12 protein-coding genes are annotated in these 17,013 nt (G+C 65.9%); 3 read left to right on the top strand and 9 right to left on the bottom strand.

Translation table 11 applies throughout. The features are described 5' to 3' along the window. Positions 1–63: 63 nt before the first annotated feature. Positions 64–2,958 (bottom strand): hypothetical protein, encoded by a 2,895-nt coding sequence (locus tag HUA75_RS40725; protein ID WP_174489508.1) that lies wholly within the window; start codon positions 2,956–2,958, stop codon positions 64–66. Positions 2,959–3,013: 55 nt separating this feature from the next. Further along, positions 3,014–4,264 (bottom strand): Tat pathway signal protein, encoded by a 1,251-nt coding sequence (locus HUA75_RS40720; RefSeq protein ID WP_141645199.1) that lies wholly within the window; start codon positions 4,262–4,264, stop codon positions 3,014–3,016. Between the two features lie 536 nt (positions 4,265–4,800). Between HUA75_RS40720 and HUA75_RS40715 the strand changes: the two genes are divergently transcribed. Beyond that, complete coding sequence (locus tag HUA75_RS40715) at positions 4,801–6,621, top strand: hypothetical protein (protein ID WP_174489507.1); 1,821 nt, start codon at positions 4,801–4,803, stop codon at positions 6,619–6,621. A gap of 25 nt (positions 6,622–6,646) precedes the next feature. Here the strand turns inward: HUA75_RS40715 and HUA75_RS40710 are convergent, their stop codons facing one another. Continuing rightward, positions 6,647–7,039 (bottom strand): MazG nucleotide pyrophosphohydrolase domain-containing protein, encoded by a 393-nt coding sequence (locus HUA75_RS40710; RefSeq protein ID WP_246137410.1) that lies wholly within the window; start codon positions 7,037–7,039, stop codon positions 6,647–6,649. 103 nt (positions 7,040–7,142) lie between these two features. Here HUA75_RS40710 and HUA75_RS40705 point away from each other — a divergent pair, with 103 nt between their 5' ends. Continuing rightward, on the top strand, positions 7,143–7,664 hold the full coding sequence (locus HUA75_RS40705; protein ID WP_174489506.1) for a hypothetical protein: 522 nt from the start codon (positions 7,143–7,145) through the stop codon (positions 7,662–7,664). 145 nt (positions 7,665–7,809) lie between these two features. On the opposite strand, the gene HUA75_RS40700 is transcribed toward HUA75_RS40705, so the two are convergent. The 5 genes from HUA75_RS40700 to HUA75_RS40680 form a co-directional block, all read right to left on the bottom strand. After that, on the bottom strand, positions 7,810–8,607 hold the full coding sequence (locus HUA75_RS40700; protein WP_254628031.1) for a zinc-dependent metalloprotease: 798 nt from the start codon (positions 8,605–8,607) through the stop codon (positions 7,810–7,812). Between the two features lie 351 nt (positions 8,608–8,958). Continuing rightward, the gene (locus HUA75_RS40695) at positions 8,959–9,615 is read right to left on the bottom strand and encodes a DUF2490 domain-containing protein (protein ID WP_254624082.1); all 657 of its coding nucleotides are present in this window, start codon (positions 9,613–9,615) and stop codon (positions 8,959–8,961) included. Positions 9,616–9,821: 206 nt separating this feature from the next. Beyond that, positions 9,822–11,339 (bottom strand): kelch repeat-containing protein, encoded by a 1,518-nt coding sequence (locus tag HUA75_RS40690; protein ID WP_174489505.1) that lies wholly within the window; start codon positions 11,337–11,339, stop codon positions 9,822–9,824. 40 nt (positions 11,340–11,379) lie between these two features. Continuing rightward, positions 11,380–12,246, bottom strand: a complete 867-nt coding sequence (locus HUA75_RS40685; RefSeq protein WP_174489504.1) for a hypothetical protein — start codon at positions 12,244–12,246, stop codon at positions 11,380–11,382. Positions 12,247–12,321: 75 nt separating this feature from the next. After that, positions 12,322–15,174, bottom strand: coding sequence for an SBBP repeat-containing protein (locus HUA75_RS40680; protein ID WP_217446516.1), 2,853 nt, complete (start codon positions 15,172–15,174; stop codon positions 12,322–12,324). A gap of 525 nt (positions 15,175–15,699) precedes the next feature. Between HUA75_RS40680 and HUA75_RS40675 the strand changes: the two genes are divergently transcribed. After that, positions 15,700–15,969, top strand: coding sequence for a hypothetical protein (locus HUA75_RS40675; protein ID WP_246137408.1), 270 nt, complete (start codon positions 15,700–15,702; stop codon positions 15,967–15,969). A gap of 17 nt (positions 15,970–15,986) precedes the next feature. Here the strand turns inward: HUA75_RS40675 and HUA75_RS40670 are convergent, their stop codons facing one another. Continuing rightward, positions 15,987–16,922, bottom strand: coding sequence for an HNH endonuclease (locus HUA75_RS40670; protein ID WP_174489502.1), 936 nt, complete (start codon positions 16,920–16,922; stop codon positions 15,987–15,989). Positions 16,923–17,013 lie beyond the last annotated feature (91 nt).

Here is a 17,013-nt window from a genome sequence, read left to right as displayed (position 1 = left end):
CCCCGGGCCGCGCGGCGGAGCCCCCTCCGAGGCGGCCGCGCGGCCAGAGACGTCGTCCTCGACTCAGAGGAAGTCGCTGCCACCCTGGTTCAGACCATTCAGGGCCTTCTGGTGCTCCTCGCGGAGCTTGATTGCGGCCGTGCGGGGGTTCGGAGCGGGGAGGGGCAGGGCGTTCCCGGAGTGCACGAGGCACCGCGACAGGTGGACAATCCAGGGGCCGCAGCTGTGCTGTCCCCCAAAGCCACCACCGTGATTGTCATTCTGATAGGGGATGTCGCACCGCTCGACTTCCAGGTCCGGGAACGCGCGTCGCAGGGGCCCAAGGTTCGGCACGCTGCTCGGGTTGAGCGGGTCGATGTAGAGCACGCGGGCCTGGGCCCTGCCTCCGAACGGTGACGGAGCCGCCTTGATGTAGATCAACCCCCAGTGGTTGCCGTTGACGTTGTAGGGCTGGACGATGATGCGGGGCTCGCGATCTTCGGCCATGCCCTGGAGGGCATCGTCAAACGCGTCGGGCCCCAGGCGACGGAGCTGGTAGGCGCCGAGCCCGGGGCGCACGACCACATTGGGCATGTGCCCGATGTAGTGCTCCATGAGTCGGAGGATCTGGCGATCCGTGTAGTAGTGCTCGTCCTCGATTTTGTCGCCGTTCGAATGGACGTCCGGGTCCTTCTTCTTCTGGGCCTTCGGCGAGGAGGGCTCCGAACTCGACGGCACCGACTCCTTGGCGAGCTGCCGCTCCACCACTCCCACCTTCGCGGCCTCGTCGTCCTGCTGGAGGAGGGTGTCGAGGTTCTCGGTCTGGGACACCTTCACCCGTTTGACCTTGCCCCGGTTGTCGTTGCTCAAGAGCGGCGGAAAGATGCCCAGGCCACCCCCTCCACTGAAGCCGCTCAAGCCTGTCGTGCCGAAGAGAGGCGTCGACATCAGGCCCGCCAGGAGCAAGGGATTGCCTCCTCTGCCACCGAGCAGCGACGAGTAGAGGCCGAGTCGGGGCCCCAGCAACGAGGGCAGCTTGGGCTTGGGCTTCTCAGGACGCGTCTTGCAACCCCCTTCGCACAGGGGATTGACACAGTGCAGTCCCGAGTAGTCCCACAGGGGCTCCCAATACGACTCAAGCATGTCCTTCACGGCGGACGCGCCCTCCACCAGGTAGTTGAACTCGGAGAGGAAGCCTGGATAGAGATTGTCGGACCCGACGACATACGACTCGTCGTCGACAATCATGATTTTCGCGTGATTGCCCGGCGCGGACGGAACCTTGGGATAGAAGGCGCCGCTGGCCTTCTTCACCGACTCCTGTGCGCTCCCGATGACGCCCTTGACCGGTGGCACCGTGGCGAGCGAGGGTTGTTTCAGGGTCGCCGTCTTTCCCTCCTCCGTGAGCTTGGGCCAGAAATAGGTCTCACCTTCGGTGGTGCTCTCCTCGGGGACCTTGTCCGTGAAATAGAGCGGCGCGATGTGCAGTCGCTCCAACGCACGCTCCCGCACGTCCGCATCTGGCAGCCGGGTGTCAGTGTCCACGGCATGCGTCGCGTAGTACTGGAACAACTCGAACGTGCGACACGCGCCCGAGCCGAACGAATATTGGTCGCCCTCCGCGCCCGCGCCGGCGTCCAGGGGGGAAACCACGACCTGGACGACCAGCTTCTCGTTCTTGAGCAGCGCGTCCATGATCCAGTGGCAGACGACGTGGGAGGACCACTTCTTCTTCCACGCGCTCACCAGGTCCATCTGGGACAACCGGAGGATGCTCTTCGCGCCCTGGATCAACTCCTGCTTCATCAGCTCGGACGCCTTCTCGTAGTCCTCCTCGAGGTTCGAACCCTTCCAGTACTTGCCGAGCGACAAGACGCGGGTCGCCTTCTTGTACTCACCGAGGCTGGCGTAGGAGCTGTACTTCTTCTCCTTGAACACCGGCAGCTCCAGGTCGGCGAGGGTCTGGAGGTCATCCCTCCGGATGTCGTCCTCGATGAGGTCCTCGTCCAGATCCTCGTCCGACTCCGACAAGAGCTTCTTGCTGGAGTGGCTGGGAGAGGACTTGAAGTCCTCCACGCTCCCACCATGCAGCTGCGCGAGCGCCTCGAAACGCTCGGTCCGGTAATCAATGGCATCCTGCTCGTTCAGCGGGTCCTTGAGCTCCCAAGGCTTGCCGACGTGGTCATCGCCATTCTTCCAGACGCCGGCATCGACATCCAGATACTCCTTCGTGAACACATCCGTTTTGCACGCCCACATCTGGTTCAAGTACAGCTGCGACCCCAGGGCCGCCTCGCCATGCATGACGACCGACACGTCATGCACCGGCGGATAGCTGGTGAACAGGTCCATGTTGAGGTTGTGTCCCCCCACCAGGGATTCAATGCCATCCACGGCGATGATCTTCGAGTGATTCCACGTCATCTTCGTGAAGTCGTCATCACCCTCCGACACCATCCAGCTCGGCAGCGACTCCGCGAGGCGCGCGAGGAGCCCTGACTGGAGTCCTTCCCGGAGCCGGTAGAACTGGCCCATCCAGATCTCCGGCTTCATCTTCCAGTGGCGCGTCCGCGCCCTCACCAGTCGAATCAGCGCGCCCTGGAAGTCGATGAGCGGGGGCGCCGTGCCGTTCATGAGGAGCATGGGCGTCTGCCCGAACAGGAACCGGAACTGGGTCCGCTTCGTCCTGCCCATGTCCTCGCTCAGCGCGGCATCCATGGCCCCCAGAATCACCTTGGCCCATTCGGGGTCCGGGCTGTTGAGCGAGGCCACGTCACAGCGGAACTTCGACTTCTGGATGACCTCGACGAGCGCTCGTTCGAACTCCTTCGTGCGCTTCCGGGCCTGGTCCATGATGCCGGGACCAAAGTCGAGCCCCCAGATGCGAGGCGTGTCCATGATTCGCACATAGCTCGCACCGCTCAGGTGATTGAAATAGCGGGGTTCGACCTTGCTTCGCACCGCGTTGATCTGACTCATCTGCTCCGCACTCCTTGCCTGAGCTGTCCCTGCCCCTCGGAAGCCACGACCTGATTCACAGGAACGTCCAGTCCACCCAGCCACCACCGGTCTGCTCGATGGTGCAGGGATAGGCGAGCCTGTAGGGAGGCGTGCCCACCACGTCCTCGAAGTAGTATTTGTTCCAGCCCAGGACGCCGTGGATGGAGGACACCCGCCGGACGGACTGCCGCGACACATAACGAGACGTCCGGGTCTGCCCGCCCGCCATGGCGTCGAAATGAGAATGCGCTGTATGGATTCTCTTTCGCAGCTGCCTGACGGTATCGCGGACCTGGCTTTTCGTGTGGAAGGTCGTTCCCCATCGGGTCAGGTAGCCCCGCGCCATCTTGTAGATGAGCCTGGGAACCGCCGCGACGTCGTCGCTGAACTTCTTCGGGTCATACAGGCCATCGGTGGTGCCGATTCCCGCGACGGTGCTGTGGCGCCCTCGGGTCGCGTAGAGCCGATACCCTTCGGGCTTGGGGAGGTCGGAGGCGAGGAGGGGGTCCGCCAACTGGCGGTTGTTGGCGAGCGTCTGCCACGTGCTCCCCAGGCCCCGGCCCTCGATGGCCTCGTGTTCGCGTTGCTGGGTCATCCTCGCATTGGGCCGGGGAATCACCGCGCTGAAGCCCACGTCCAGGTGGTCCCAGGCGTAGACGCCGACGTAGTTGACGACATTGGGAGGCAGCTGGGTCTGGATGCCGTACCACTCGCCGGTGCCCGGAACGGGGTCGATGGCGAAGATGTTGATGGGGATGTTCCGACAGGCCTCGCCCCCATAGGCATACAGGAACCAGGCGGCCATGATGGATTCGACCGCGCCGCGGCTGTGCCCGACGAAGTTGTACTGTTCCGCCCCGCTGGCGGCGGCACGGCTCGCGGCATGCAGTGCGAGCGCCGCATCCGCCCAGCCCGCTATCTGGCCCCCCATGGTCCGCTGGTTGCCTTCCGAGTAGGTCCGCGCGTACTTGCGCAACTCTTCCGGCGCGCCGGGCAGGGTGGCGTCCAGAGGGTCACACGTGTCCATCTGGTCGTACCAGTCGTTCTCGCCGACACCTCGAACGGTGACGCTCTTCTTCGTGTCCTGGAGGTGGGTGGAGATCTCCGTGTGAAGCCGCACCGGGATGTATCCGGTCCCCTTGTCGAAGATGTCTTTGTGGCTGATGAGGCGCTGGTCGTTCTTGGCGAAGAGGCCGAGAAGCTTGTAGTCCCAATATCGCGTGACTTCGCCCTCGTCTCGCGCGCAGGCGGTTCCACAGAAACACACGGTGTAGACACTCGGCATGCCGGCTTCATCCCAGTTGAATAGGTTCCTTGAGGAGACGCGCGAGCCCAGCCCCCCCGTGAACGGGCCAGCAGGCGGACGTCGCACGTGCCACCTGCCTGCAATCCACATTTCGTGCCGTGGACGCGGCGAGGGCTGATTCGCCCCATTCCATGGGCCCAGGAGGCGGCCCGCCTCGAGCGGCGGACGGACGCGCGACTGTGGCGGGGGGCCGTGACTGCTGCCCGGGCTCGGACCGCGCGCCGACGTGTCCCTTCCGACCCTGGGTGGAGCGGTGGGATCGCAACCCGCGCTCAGGCGCGAGGTCGGCACTGCGTTTCATGGGGACGCAGCCGCGTTCCTCCAGGCCGCGCGCGACGCTCGCCTCCCTGGTGTCTCTCCACAGATGGGCACCCGGCGGTCAGCGGCGGCGCGTCGTACTGACAGTGGAAGCGCGGGTGCTCACGCACGGCCCGGGTCGTCCCGCCCTCACCGACTCCGTGGGTGGAGGACAGACCCGAGTGGCAGGCTTGGGACTCCAGCGCGAGGAGTGTGTCGTGAAGAGCTTCGAGCCGCGGCGTGACGTGCCCATGGTCGAGCAGGTCACCTCTCGGGACGAGCGGATGGAGGGAGGGGCACCTCCCCGGGTGGCTGCCCTGCAAGCGCTCGGGGAGCGGCTCAATCAGGGCCCCCGCGTGGTGGCGCAGGCGAAGCTGGCGGCGAGCCTGGGAGGCCGCTCGCCGAACGCCCCCATCCAGCGCGTGGGCGGCGCGAAGTTCGGGCTCCGCGTGGAGGATGCGGCTCGCGAATCCGCGGGGCACCAGCGGCTCCGCGAAATCCATGCGGCGTACAAGGAGGAGGTCAAGGCTGGCAAGGCCGCCGCCGTCGCCGACTTCGACGGACACGAGGATGAGATTGAAGCCCAGACAGCCTATTCCCATGCGCTGGAGAACGCCGAGCTCACCCCCCAGGGACTGGTGACGCGTCTGGGGGGCGATGAAGACTTCAGCGTGGCGGGAGATGTCATCTCCTACCAGGGCGCTCCATTGGCAAACATCCTCAGGGGGAACGCGGCGTATCTGCTCGCGACTCCGGCCGCGCATGGCGTCGCCAACATCTACAAGAAACACACCCTGGAGGGGCCCAGCGACAGGGACTACGTGCGGGTCCGAGGGCGGATGCTTCGGCGCCAGGCCTGGCGCGGCATCACCCCTCCCGAGCGCAAGGCCCTCAAGGAAGGCCGGGCGCTCACGCCCATGAATCGGGGTCACCTCACGGAAGGGCGACTCGGTTACAACTTCGATGCGAGCACGGGAGCGCCGACGCCGCGGGTCCGGAACGTGGGGGAGGGCAAGGTGAGCGACCTGGAGTGGCTCAACACTCACGCGAACACGCAGCTGGACGAAATCCCCAACGAGCCCCGGTTGCTGTCCTTCCTCCAGACTCGCAAGGGCGTTGGAAAGCTGCTGTCGGCCCGGTCCACGCCTGGAGACATCACCTCCAATCATGGCGTGGGCTTCAGCGGCTATGGCGAGGTGGAAATCGATCTGGCCAGGGTTCCCGTGGCGAACTTCGTCCACCACTACAAGGACGAACCCTTCGATGCGGGTGAGCTGGCCGAACAGGTGGGGAGGAACCACCCATCCGGGCCCCTCAGGTGGGAGACGGACCGCGCCAACGAAACGGTCCTGCGCAACCGGGAGATTGTCCTGAGCGAGATTCCGCGCGCCGCGGTGACAAACCTCACGGATACGCCCGCCCGGCAGGCCTATGAGGCGGAGTTCGCCCTCACCTATACCCGGTACTTCCAGGAGAAGTATCGGGAGGTGGTGTTCGAGGAGACAGAGCTGGATGAGCCCGCTCCCGTTCCGGCGCCCGACGCCATTCCCTATATCGAGGACCACTACACGCAGCTGCAGGCGCGGACGGATGGTGCCCACCTCATCAGAGAGGCATCAACTCGCGGGAGCGCGGACGCCGCCGAGCGTGTCGCCTATATCAATGCCTGGCGGAAGTCCTACGTCATCGCCTGGAAGCGGGCCTACGAGGAGGCTGCCTGGGAATCCGCCGTGTATGACGACGAGGGGAACACCGCCGAAATCGTGGTCCCCGAGCCCCGGTTGCCGGACCATGTGGGCGATGGGCTCGGCGAGGCCGCGGGGCTGTCCGCTGGCGGCGCCGATGGAATTCTCGACGGAGCCGCCGCGACTCGGAGCGGTCCGGCCTCCTCCAGCTCCAGCGAGCAGAAGCAACAGTCGCGCGGGGGCCAGGGGGAAGACGACAGCGATACCGACGAGCCCAAGGTGGTCGACAAGCGGTCCACGCGAAAATCGAAGGGTGGCAAGCGCGAAAAGAAGAAGTCAGTGCGCAAGACGTGAGGGGCCCTGAACCGGGGAGCCTGGCTCAGCTCCAGGTGCGCTGCTGGTTTCGCGCGTTCTTCTCGCGGAAGGCCTGCTCCAGGTCCACACCGACGCGGTTGGCGATGGCCAGCAGGTAGTTGAACACGTCCACCAGCTCCTCGCCGACATGGGCACGGGCCTGTTCGGTGGGCGTGCCGCGTCCCTCGTCATAGAGCTTCTCGTGGCGGCGCACCGCCTTGAACACCTCGCCCACCTCCTCTCCCATGAGGAAGCAGTTGTGGACCAGGTCCAGCTTCAACCAGCCATGCAGGGCCTCCAGCTCGTGGATGTAGTGCTGGTAGTCCTTCATGGAGGCACCCGGGGGCAGTTCAATCATCCCCCCGTCCTCGACCATGACGGGGTGGACGTCAACCGCCGCCACGCGCTCGCGGGCCATGACGGCGTCACGAGCCTTGTCCCATCGATGGAGGTGTGGCCCCAGGGCCGCGCGGACCTGTGCACGTGGCTTGCAATCGGGCTTCCCCAGGAGGCATCGATACGTGATTCAGCGACCTTGGACCTGCATCTGGGCGTCTGTGCTGTCAGTGGCCGTGGGGTGCGCGGAGGCGCCACTGCGCGGCGAGGAGACGCCGTCACGCGTGGCGATCGCGCTCGCGGACGAAGGCTGTGACACGGAGACGAGCACCCGGTGCTTGTGCGTGGGCACGGTCGGCGACGCGGCGCCTCGACTCGAGGAAGTGGGCGTGGACCTGGACGCCCTGCGAAAGGACGGATGGCCGTGCGTGAGGGGTGACTTCGACCAGGACGGAGCGCCGGACTACGCCTTCCCGGGCGAAGGCTACTCGTGCAACCAGTCCGTCCCCGTGCGGGTGCTCTTCACGCGCGGCGGGCACGTGCGGGAGGTCCTGGCGCTGCCGCGCGAGGTGAGCTGCCTTCAGCGCTACGTCCCGATGGGTTCGAGTCAGGGGCTGGTCGACCGGGGCGAGGGCAACGCCACCTGGTTCTACCAGTTCGACGGCAAGGGCTGGCTTGTGACGTCCCAGCGCTCCGAAGAGAATTGATTCGATACACGGGGACCACACCGCATGAAGCCGCGAACCTCCAGCCCGGACGTGAGTCGCGGACTGGAGGCTCGGGCGGTGAGGGCGGAGCCCTCGAGGAGCACCCCCACGGCGTCAGGATTGAATCCGTGGGAGCGCGCCAGGACTAGTACAGGGTGGTCAGCGCGGTGCGGTCGGAGGCGGTGAAGTTACCCGTCTCCGTCGAGCGGAAGCAGGAGTTCATGAGCGAGCCACCCGTCGACGCCGTGGTCGGCGTGCCGGCGATGTGGATGGCGCCGACGCCCGCGGTGCCCTCGTTGCCACCCGAGCCGCAGCTGATGGCGCGGTTGTAGTAGTCAGAGTGACGGAAGCCGACCGTGTGGCCCAGCTCGTGGGTGATGACGTGCTCGTTCACGCCCACGCTGTAGGTGTTGAGGCCGGTGCCGATGTTGATGGTGCCGTAGGGACGGCCGCCGGAGGGGAAGCCCGCGGAGCCGCCCGTGCCGGTCGTGGTCCGCGCGGAGATGGTCGCGCTGCACGTGCCCGTGCTGCCACGCGCCATGGTGAAGCTCAGGCCCAGCGCGTTGTAGTTCGCGATGGCCAGATCCAGGCCCTGGCTCAGCCGCGCGTAGCCGTTGAACGCGGCCGTCGGAACGATGCAGATGCGCGTGATGCTGGAGGCGACCAGGTTGGTCGTGCGGTACTGCTCCGGGCCGGCCTCGACGGGCCGCAGCATCTCGCGGGACGCCTCGAGCGTCACATGGGCGTCGCGGCCCACGTACACGTCGCCATCCGCAACCATGATGTCGTTCGCCGGGAAGCCGGCCTCGACCAGGTTGGCGATGATTTCCTGCTCGTGCTGTGCGTCATCGACCTGCGTGTCGGTGCCGCAGCCAGTCAGCAGCGCGCTACCGGTCATCGCGAGGACAGCAGCTCCCTTGAACATCTTCTGGAACACGGGCATCGGAGATTCCTCGTCCATTCAGACTACGGGGGGACGCGTCATCCGCCTGGTGTCCACCAGCTGCGGCCTGACGCGCTCCGGGCCTTGAGCAATCGATGGGCCAAGCAATCTCGTAGGGTGAGAAACCCGCAAATGGCGTATAACATGGACTACGGGTGCTCCAGGTGTTCCTCTCCAACACGTAAAGAGTGTTGACGGCGCTTCGCTCAGCTCCGCGTAATCACTGCGGATTGTGGGGAAATTACGAAGTGTTTCGGAAACACACAGTGATGTCTGTTTATCGGTCATCTGCCCCCTGGGGCAAAGACACCCCAGTCACGGGGACCGGGGGCCGGAGCACCGATCGCCTTGCTACAAGTAGTTGAAGGGCATGGAGACGGAGAGCGCGTGAATGAGTTGATCCGTCTCGGAGGAGGGCCGGCGGATGAAGGCGTTGAGGTAGCCCACCTCCACGGAAGAGTGGTCCGCGTACTTCCAGCCCACGCCGAGGAACGCGCGGTTCGTGTCGAAGCCCGCGCTGGGACCGCCCTCCACCGAGTTGAGATGGTAGAAGACCTCGTCCCAGAGAATCAGTGACAGGCGCCCCTCCGCGGCCACGGGCTGGGCACCGCGGAGCATGACGCGCGCGCGGAGGGAGACCTCCGTCGTCCCGGAGAGGAAGCGCTGCTCGAAGCGCGCCCGGAGCGTCCCTCGCACGGACCCCAGCTTCGGCGTGTAGAGGTACTGCTGATAGAGGCGGCTCTCACCCCGCTGTAGCGCAGGGTCTCCATCCCAGACCCAGAGCGGAATCCAGCCCTGGCCCAGCCACAGGGACATGTCCTGGAACAGCCGCACGCCTCCCGCCGAGCGGAGGATGGCGCGGCCGTCGTCCTTGCTGAAGCGCGGCTGCGCCTCCAGGTAGTAGAGGAAGTGCTCTCCGATGTGGCCCTGTGCCGACACGGTGTACCAGAGCTGGGCTTCCGCCTGGACGGGCCGGGCCTCCACGGTGCGGAAGGGAATGACAAGCATCAGTCCGAGGAGGGACCGCAACATCTGCGAGCGCATGGTGCGGATGCCTAGATCACGACTCGGACACGGGCTCAATCTGGTGGGAGACGCGACTGCGGCTTGTGTGACGAAGCCGCAGCGGTCCTGGCGCGGCGTGGGCCTTGTCTCCGGAGGCGCCACGTTCCGGCAGCGGGTTGGCTGATGAACAACTCCCGCCCCACGCGGCCCTACTGGATGTTGAGCGCGTAGTTGCCGCAGTGGACGCTGTATCCCTCGACCTTGACGGTGATTTTCTGTCCCGCGACGAGTGAGAGTGTCAGCGAGGACTGGGACGTCGAACTGTTCGCCTCATCGTTGCAGCCGAGCGACTGGCTCGTGGTGCTGTCGACAATCTCGAGGACGGTGTCGAAGTCGGAGCCGGCGGTGGTGAAGGTGAAGAGGCCGGTCGACGGAGCCGTCCAGGCATAGGTGGCGTCCGGGGACGCGCTGTAGGCGCAGCTCGGGGTGAAGGTGTCGGCCGCGCCGCACGTGTAGCCCTGCGCGACCCTGCCCATGGGGGCGGAGGAGAGGGTGTACAGCTCGGAGGTCCGCCCTCCATTCGTGACGAGCATGTTTCCATCGACGAGCGTGATGGCGCTGTGCCAGGAGCGGGCGGTCGCCATGGGGGCCGTGAGGGACCAGGTGTTGGTCGCGGGGTCGTACAGCTCCGCGGACTGCCGTGTGTTCCGGTTGTTGCTGGTGTGGCCGCCGGTGACCAGGACCTTGCCATCCACCAGCGCGGCGGTGTGGAACGCCCGGGGCGTGCTCATCGTTCCGGCGGGGGACCAGGTGTTGGTCGTGGAGTCGTACAGCTCCGCGGCCGCCACATCTTCCCAACCGCCCACGACCAACACCTTTCCGTTGGGCAGGCGCGTCGCCGTGTGGTCCCAACGCGCCGTGGCCATGGACGCGGTCGCGGACCAGGAGTTCGTGGCGGGGTCATACAGGCGCGCCGTGGCGTGGGTCGCTCCATCCCATCCCCCGACGTGCAGCACCTTCCCGTTGGGCAACAAGGTCGACGTCGAGCCCAACCGGGTCGGACTCTGGGCTCCCGCGAGAGACCAGGTGTTGGTCGCCGGGTCATACACTTCAGGGGTGGAGACGTAGCCACCAGTCACCACCACCTTGCCGTTGGTGAGCAGCGTCGCGGTGCAGTCCTCCTGGGCCGTGCGCATCGCGCCGGCGGCGGACCAGGAGTTGGTCGCCGGGTCATAGACTTCCGCGGTCGCCGTCCTGCCCGTGCTGGTGTAGCCGCCCACGACGAACACCTTTCCGTTCGCGAGCAAGGTGGCCACGGGCCCGTCGCGATTGACGGCCATGGACGCGGCCATGGACCAGGTCCGGGTGGCCGGGTCATAGAGCTCCGCGCTGGCCAGGTAGTTGTTGGAGCTGCTGTTGTACGAGTACCCACCCGCCACCAGCACCTTGCCCGAGTTCAGTCGCACGCTGGCGGCCCTGTGTCGGTCGATGCTCAGGGAGCCGGTGGCCTCCCAACGGGGCGCAAGCGAGGCCAGCGAGGCCTCCGAGGCCATGGGAGAAACAACGGCCGTCAGGTCCGTGGAGGCCTCGGGTGAGCCCACTTCGTGTGAGAGGCGGGTCTGCTCCCCATCACAAGCCAGGCCCCCCACGAGCCCGACGAATGCGGCGAGAAGCGTGGGGGCGACACCTCTGGGGAACAAGCACCGGCCTTGAAAGAATGCATTCATGATGACTCCCTGACTCGATTTGGAGGGGCTGGCTTCATGGCTACGGGACGTACAGGACGGAGACTGGGGAGTAGCTGGAGTAGCTGCCATTGGGCTTGAGCCGGCCCTTCGACCTGAACTCGTAGACGCCCGCCGAGGCCACGGTCACCTCGAACGCGAGGTAGTCGCCGCGAGTGATGGTGGACCACGGGGTGGTGCCGGTGCGGCGGTACTCGAAGACGTGCTCGGGAGTGGGCCCCAAGGCCGGTTTGTGACACTCGGAACACGAGGTCACGGAGGGAATGGCCACGAACTTGTGGGCCCCGGCGTTGCTGGCACTGGAGACGGTGAAGGGATAGACCGCGTACGTCTTGGGAGTGAGCGAGTCGGTCTGCGGCGGTGATCGAATCGTCGGAAGTTCGGGGCAATGGGTGGCGAGCTGGTAGGCGGCCGAGAAGGTGGCATGCCGGCAGTACTCGGACTCGACCAGGGTGTAGCTGATGGAGATCCGATAGCGCGTTATCGGCACGCCCCAGGGATTCACGAAGGTGTCGAGCTTGACGAGATGCAACGGCGCGCGCTGCGCGAGCTTGTCGTCCAGCCCGAACTTCCCGAAGCTGTTTGCCTGGAACAGGTCGAGGGTGATGCCCGCTGGGACTTCGTGAAGGAAGTTCACGAAGACGGTGGACGTCTCTCCACTGCACGCCTTGCGCTCGGTGGTGATTCCTTCGTAGAGCACCGGCGTGTTGTGGTCGGAATAGTCCTGCTCGCAGCCAGGGTAGTCGAGCGTCGTGAAGGCGGCGTCCTCGACACTCGCGGAGGCGCGCGTGGCGGCAGGTCCTTCGAGGAGGACCTCCTCGGAAGCACCACAACCCGCGGCGAGGGCCATGCAAGTCCCCGCGAGCAACAGCCCGAGATGGTTTTTCATGGGATTGGCTCCAGGCAAGGGGCCCCTCCACCCGGAGCCACGGGGTGGAAGGGCCGCGTGTTGCCTTGGTGGGCGCTACTGGAGCTGTATCTCGACGTTGTCCAGACCCCAGGCCTCTTCATTGATTCCGGAGAGGTCCGCCGCGGCAAAGGACAGCGTCAGGTTCGTGGCCGAGTGGTTGAACGTGTACTTGAGCCGGTACACCGAGTCCCCCATGGGATACAGGAGGGTGTTTCGCTCGAAAGCGCCTGCTCCGGCCGCGTTCACCGCGGGGTAGTTCCCTGGATACGACTGGCTGCTCCGCGTGTTGGAGAAGGTGGTGTCGAGCAGGAGGGGAAGTCCCGATGCCGTCAGCCGGAATCGGCTGGGGCCGAAGGCGCCGTTGCCATCCCAGCCATTGATGACATACAGGTCGAAGCTGACGGTGGCCGTGGTGTGCGGGGGCAGGGACGGGAGCGTGAGGCTGACGGTCTCGTTGCTGAACTCGCCGAGGAAGGTGCGGCCTCCCGCGGGCACCGTGCTCCTGAGCTGGGAGCTCCACTCACCGGCGCCCGCGCCCGCTTCGAAGTTGACCAGGTAGACGGACTGGGGGGCGGGCTGGGGAGGAGGCGGAGTGCCCTGGGTCTGGGCACTGGTCTGGACGGCCGCTGCGCCGCTGGCGAAGGAAGTGTCATTGGTGACGAACACGTCCGTGATGCAGGCCCACAACGTGGCGATCTGGGTGACCCCCGCGTTCTGGCAGACCTGCTGGGCCTGCTGCCGCTGGGCGGGAGTGGGTGACGGCGGTGCGAGAGGGAAGTTCAAGTTGGTGAACGTGGAGGAGGACTCGCCCGCGGCATAGTCGAACAGTGACTCCGCCTGGGAGATTCGCCAGCTGTTCACGTAGGCCTGTGGGCCGACATACATCTGCGCGAACGAAGGAGGCGCGGCGAGTGGCGTGTTGTCGCGCAGGACGAAATCGTCGGCGCGGTTGCCATTGAAGTTGCCCAGGGGCCCCCGGACGTTGCCTCTGCGCGCCGGGGAGAGCAGCACGTCGACATTCATGTAGGAGCCGACGGGAGTGATGACCAGGTGGTCTCCGGTTGGCCACTCGACGACGTATCCGCTCCCCCGAGGGATGATGCGCCCTCCGTCGCGCAGCGGGGTCTCCTTGGTGATGGGAACCGCGAGGCCGTTGATCTTGAAGGGAGGCGAAGCCCCCAGGTAGTAGGCCACTCGCTCGGTGCCAAGCCTGGCGGCGACGGCCTTGAAGACGCTGACATGGGAAGAGCCGTTCCAGGGGAGCTGGCGGGCCTGGATGTGAAGGTCGCCGACGGTCGACTCGGCGAGGATGAACTCTCCGTGCCCTTGGAAGTCATAGGCATAGCCGTCGAAGGTCACGTAGTGCGGGTCTCCCCAGCCATAGCTGAGGTGGCATTGGCCTGGAGTCGTGATGGTGCAGCCTTCCAGGTACCTGAACACCAGCAGGTCGGTGCTGCCTTGAGACGTGGCGCGAAGGGTGGGGAAGGCCGCGTCGGTGTGGCCCACGATGTACACCCCGGCCCCCGTGTCGACGGCGATGCCCGCGCCGATGTCGAACTCGGCGTTGGGGAGCGTCGGGTGGGTCGAGCCGATCTGCCGGCTCTTCAACGGGGCTCCGGTCGCGCTGAAGCTCCTCATGAAGACATCGGTTTCCGCCAGGTCTCCGCTGTCAAGCGGGGCGCCGGTCTTGATGTCGTGGTTGCTGATGCCCGTCACGTACACCGTACCGCCGCCGTCGGAGGTGACTCCGTACAGCATGTCCCGTCCGGCGGTTCCGAACTGCTGCTGCCATTGGACCGTGCCGTCGGGCCGGAACTTGAGGAGCAGGGCATCGTACTCGGCGCTGGGGTTGGTTCCCGCGTAGCTCCCGATGGTGTAGCCGACCAGATAGATATCAATCTCGCCGGTGAGTCGTCGCGAGGTGGCCAGGTCCTCCATCACATCCTGGGTGGTGGTTCCAAACTGCTTCGCCCATATCTGGGTGCCCGTGGGGCCCAGCTTGACCATGAAGACGTCGCTGGTCAGGCTGCTGCTGTCCGTATTGTTTCCCCCGAGATTGCCGTGGGTGTGGCCGCCCACGTAGATGTCGCCATTGGCGTCCGTGGCGACGCCCCGGGCCTGGTCGTTCTTGTTGTTGCTGCTGACGAGCGGTTTCGACCATTGCAGGGTCCCCGCTGCGTCGTATTTCACGACGAAGGCATCGGTCCCCGAAGAGCTCGTGGCTGAATACCCGACGATGTAGATGTTGCCGTTCTTGTCGGTGGCGACGGAGGTCGCGCGGTCGGCGGTCGGGGTGCCGAACAGCCGGGTCCAGATGCGGGTCCCCTTCTTGTCATACTTCGTCAGGAAGGCATCGGAGCTGCCCGCGTTCGTGTTCCCGTCGAGGTTGCCCGAGGTGTATCCGGCGACATAGATGACGGGGTCGTTGCATCGACCGCCGACGTCGAAGGTGGCGATGGATTCGGCGAAGTCCGCGGGGTTGGGGTTGGCGGAGGTGGCGGGCGCGCCATGCTGGCGGGCCCATTGAAACGCGCCCGCCAGATTGTACTTGGCCAGGAACCAGTCACTCCCGACGGCAGTGGTGCTCCCGTCGAAGCTGCCCGTGGTGTAGCCCACCGCATAGACGCCTTCGCAGGACGCCGCGACATCCGTTCCCTGGTCCAGGCCGCTGGTGCCGCGCATCTGGAGCCAGTTGGGCGCGTCTTCCGGGAGCATCGTGCGAGCGGGCCCGGTGTCTTCAGTCTTTGTCGCGGAGGGCGGCGCTGGGACGCGTGGAGGGACGGGGAGCAGGGAGAACGGGCTGTCTGGCGATTCGAGTTGTGGCGCCGCGGTGACTCCAGGTGTGACGGGTGTTGCTGGCAGGCTGGTGAGCAGGCATAGCGACAGCAGACTCATGCTTTGAAGCATGTCGTGTCTCCCCTTGTGGTTTGCCCCCGTGCCCCTGGAGATGGACAGTCGCTGTATGGACGGAGTTCTTCGTCGCGGATGAGCGTGACGGGTGGAGCGAACTTCGGGCTGCGTGGACGGCTGGTTTTGGGTGGAGCGCTTCGTGGCCGTGGATGCCGCTGTGAGACTTCGTTGGGTTTAGCACTCTTCCGCCTTGGCCCGCACCCCCTGGACTGTCACTTCATCGAGGTGGAGTTGTCACAGTCCTGTGGATTTCCCTTAGTCGTGTGATGTCTTTTGGGACTGGATGGCCCCGCCTTCGTGGACCTGTCTCTCGGGCGACTTCGCGCTTCCCCGACAGTGAAGGAGGCGTGTAAAGGAAGCTCCGTGAGACGATTCGCCATGCCGTGCCTGTTGCTCGCCGCGCTGTCGGCCTGCGCTACACCGTCGCCGGGTCCGCCACGCGCGCGGCCTTCCGGTGCCCCCTCTGTCCAGGGCGAGGCCTGCCCGACACACAAGCTCAGGTTCAGCCGAGAGACAGGGTGCATGAACGATGGCTCGGTGGAGTTCTGCCTGCCGACGGGGGACGAAGCCCTGCTCGCCCGCGTGAAAGCGCTCGCCCCCTCCATCGAGGCAAACCCTTCCCGAGGCCGCGCCGGCTGCGACCTGCCGAAGGAGACGCTCTACTTCATCCCCACCGGCGAAACCGAATGCGAGGCACGCCACGGTGCGCTCACGCCCGCCGCGTGGACCATGGTTTGTGACGTCGCCGCGCTTCCGGAGGTCCGGAAGCTCGTGCCGACCTGGTACGAATGACCCGGCACCTCTCGCCTTTACGAGTCGCGGGTGCGTCGGAAGAGCGCGTAGCGTTCTTCCAGATACTCCGGACGGGGGCGTTGGGCGGGGAGCAGGGGGAGGATTCCCAGCGGCTTTCCCGCGAAGCCCTTGAGGCCGTGCTCCAGCGTGGGTCCGTCGTGCTCGTCCATCAGCCGCTGCGCGATTTCGATGACGCCGTCCGGACGGATGCCCAGGAGGTCCGCGTCGAAGGCGCCATGGTGAAGCTTGCACAGCGACAGGCCGTTGGGCACCTCGGGACGGCCGCGCACATCCCGGTCCGGGAGGATGTGGGCCGCGTCCAGCAGCTCCCTGCGTGGAAAGCGACAGACCGCGCAGCGCTGCTCATAGGCGTGCAGGACGTGCTGCCGGAAGGCCACCTGGTGCAGTCGCTTCTTCACCTGCACCGTCGTGTAGCGGCGCTCCAGGGTGAGCAGCCTCGGGTCCGCCGCGAAGCTCCCCGGCGCCTGCACCTGCGCTCCCGGTGGGCCCGAGGCCACCGTGAAGGACTTCGCGGTCAGGTCCACGCCCGAGATGTAGACGGGCCAGATGGGCGCGTAGATGCCCGGCTCGATTCCGTAGAAGTAGATGAGCGGCGCGTCCAGCTCCATGGCGCGGACGAGGCGTCGGTTGTCCCGCCCCTCGACATCCTCGCCCTGGAACTTGTACTCGAACCCCTCGTCCGACGGCAGGTCGTCGTAGCGAGCCTCTCTTCCCTGTCGCGGCACAGTGGTCTTGATGGAGAGGGCGGACTCGCTCATCTGTCGAGGCCAGAAGATGCCGCGCGCCCGGTTCGCGAAGTGGAGCGTCTCGCCCCTGTAGGTAAAGCCAGCATCGATGACGTCCCAGGGTAGGACCTCGCCATACTGCCGCACCCGTTGTTGGAGGGCAGTGATGGCGGCGACACGGATGGGCCAGTCGGGGTCCTGGGTCATGGGCACCCGGCACCGTGTCAGGCACGGCGCCGGGGTCTGACCAGGCTACCAGGTTGGAGTCCGCAGGGACGAGCCCGTCGAGGTCTGCACA

Source organism: Myxococcus sp. CA040A (assembly GCF_013336725.1).
Classification (GTDB): Bacteria; Myxococcota; Myxococcia; order Myxococcales; family Myxococcaceae; genus Myxococcus; species Myxococcus llanfairpwllgwyngyllgogerychwyrndrobwllllantysiliogogogochensis.
This window is presented reverse-complemented; position numbering and strand designations above follow the sequence as displayed.

Excerpts from the sequence above, each read along its gene's own strand:
- HUA75_RS40725 (WP_174489508.1), bottom strand. The coding sequence starts at position 2,958 with ATGAGTCAGATCAACGCGGTGCGAAGCAAGGTCGAACCCCGCTATTTC.
- HUA75_RS40720 (WP_141645199.1), bottom strand. The coding sequence starts at position 4,264 with ATGCCGAGTGTCTACACCGTGTGTTTCTGTGGAACCGCCTGCGCGCGA.
- HUA75_RS40710 (WP_246137410.1), bottom strand. The coding sequence starts at position 7,039 with ATGGCCCGCGAGCGCGTGGCGGCGGTTGACGTCCACCCCGTCATGGTC.
- HUA75_RS40700 (WP_254628031.1), bottom strand. The coding sequence starts at position 8,607 with ATGCCCGTGTTCCAGAAGATGTTCAAGGGAGCTGCTGTCCTCGCGATG.
- HUA75_RS40695 (WP_254624082.1), bottom strand. The coding sequence starts at position 9,615 with ATGCTTGTCATTCCCTTCCGCACCGTGGAGGCCCGGCCCGTCCAGGCG.
- HUA75_RS40690 (WP_174489505.1), bottom strand. The coding sequence starts at position 11,339 with ATGAATGCATTCTTTCAAGGCCGGTGCTTGTTCCCCAGAGGTGTCGCC.
- HUA75_RS40685 (WP_174489504.1), bottom strand. The coding sequence starts at position 12,246 with ATGAAAAACCATCTCGGGCTGTTGCTCGCGGGGACTTGCATGGCCCTC.
- HUA75_RS40680 (WP_217446516.1), bottom strand. The coding sequence starts at position 15,174 with ATGCTTCAAAGCATGAGTCTGCTGTCGCTATGCCTGCTCACCAGCCTG.
- HUA75_RS40675 (WP_246137408.1), top strand. The coding sequence starts at position 15,700 with ATGAACGATGGCTCGGTGGAGTTCTGCCTGCCGACGGGGGACGAAGCC.
- HUA75_RS40670 (WP_174489502.1), bottom strand. The coding sequence starts at position 16,922 with ATGACCCAGGACCCCGACTGGCCCATCCGTGTCGCCGCCATCACTGCC.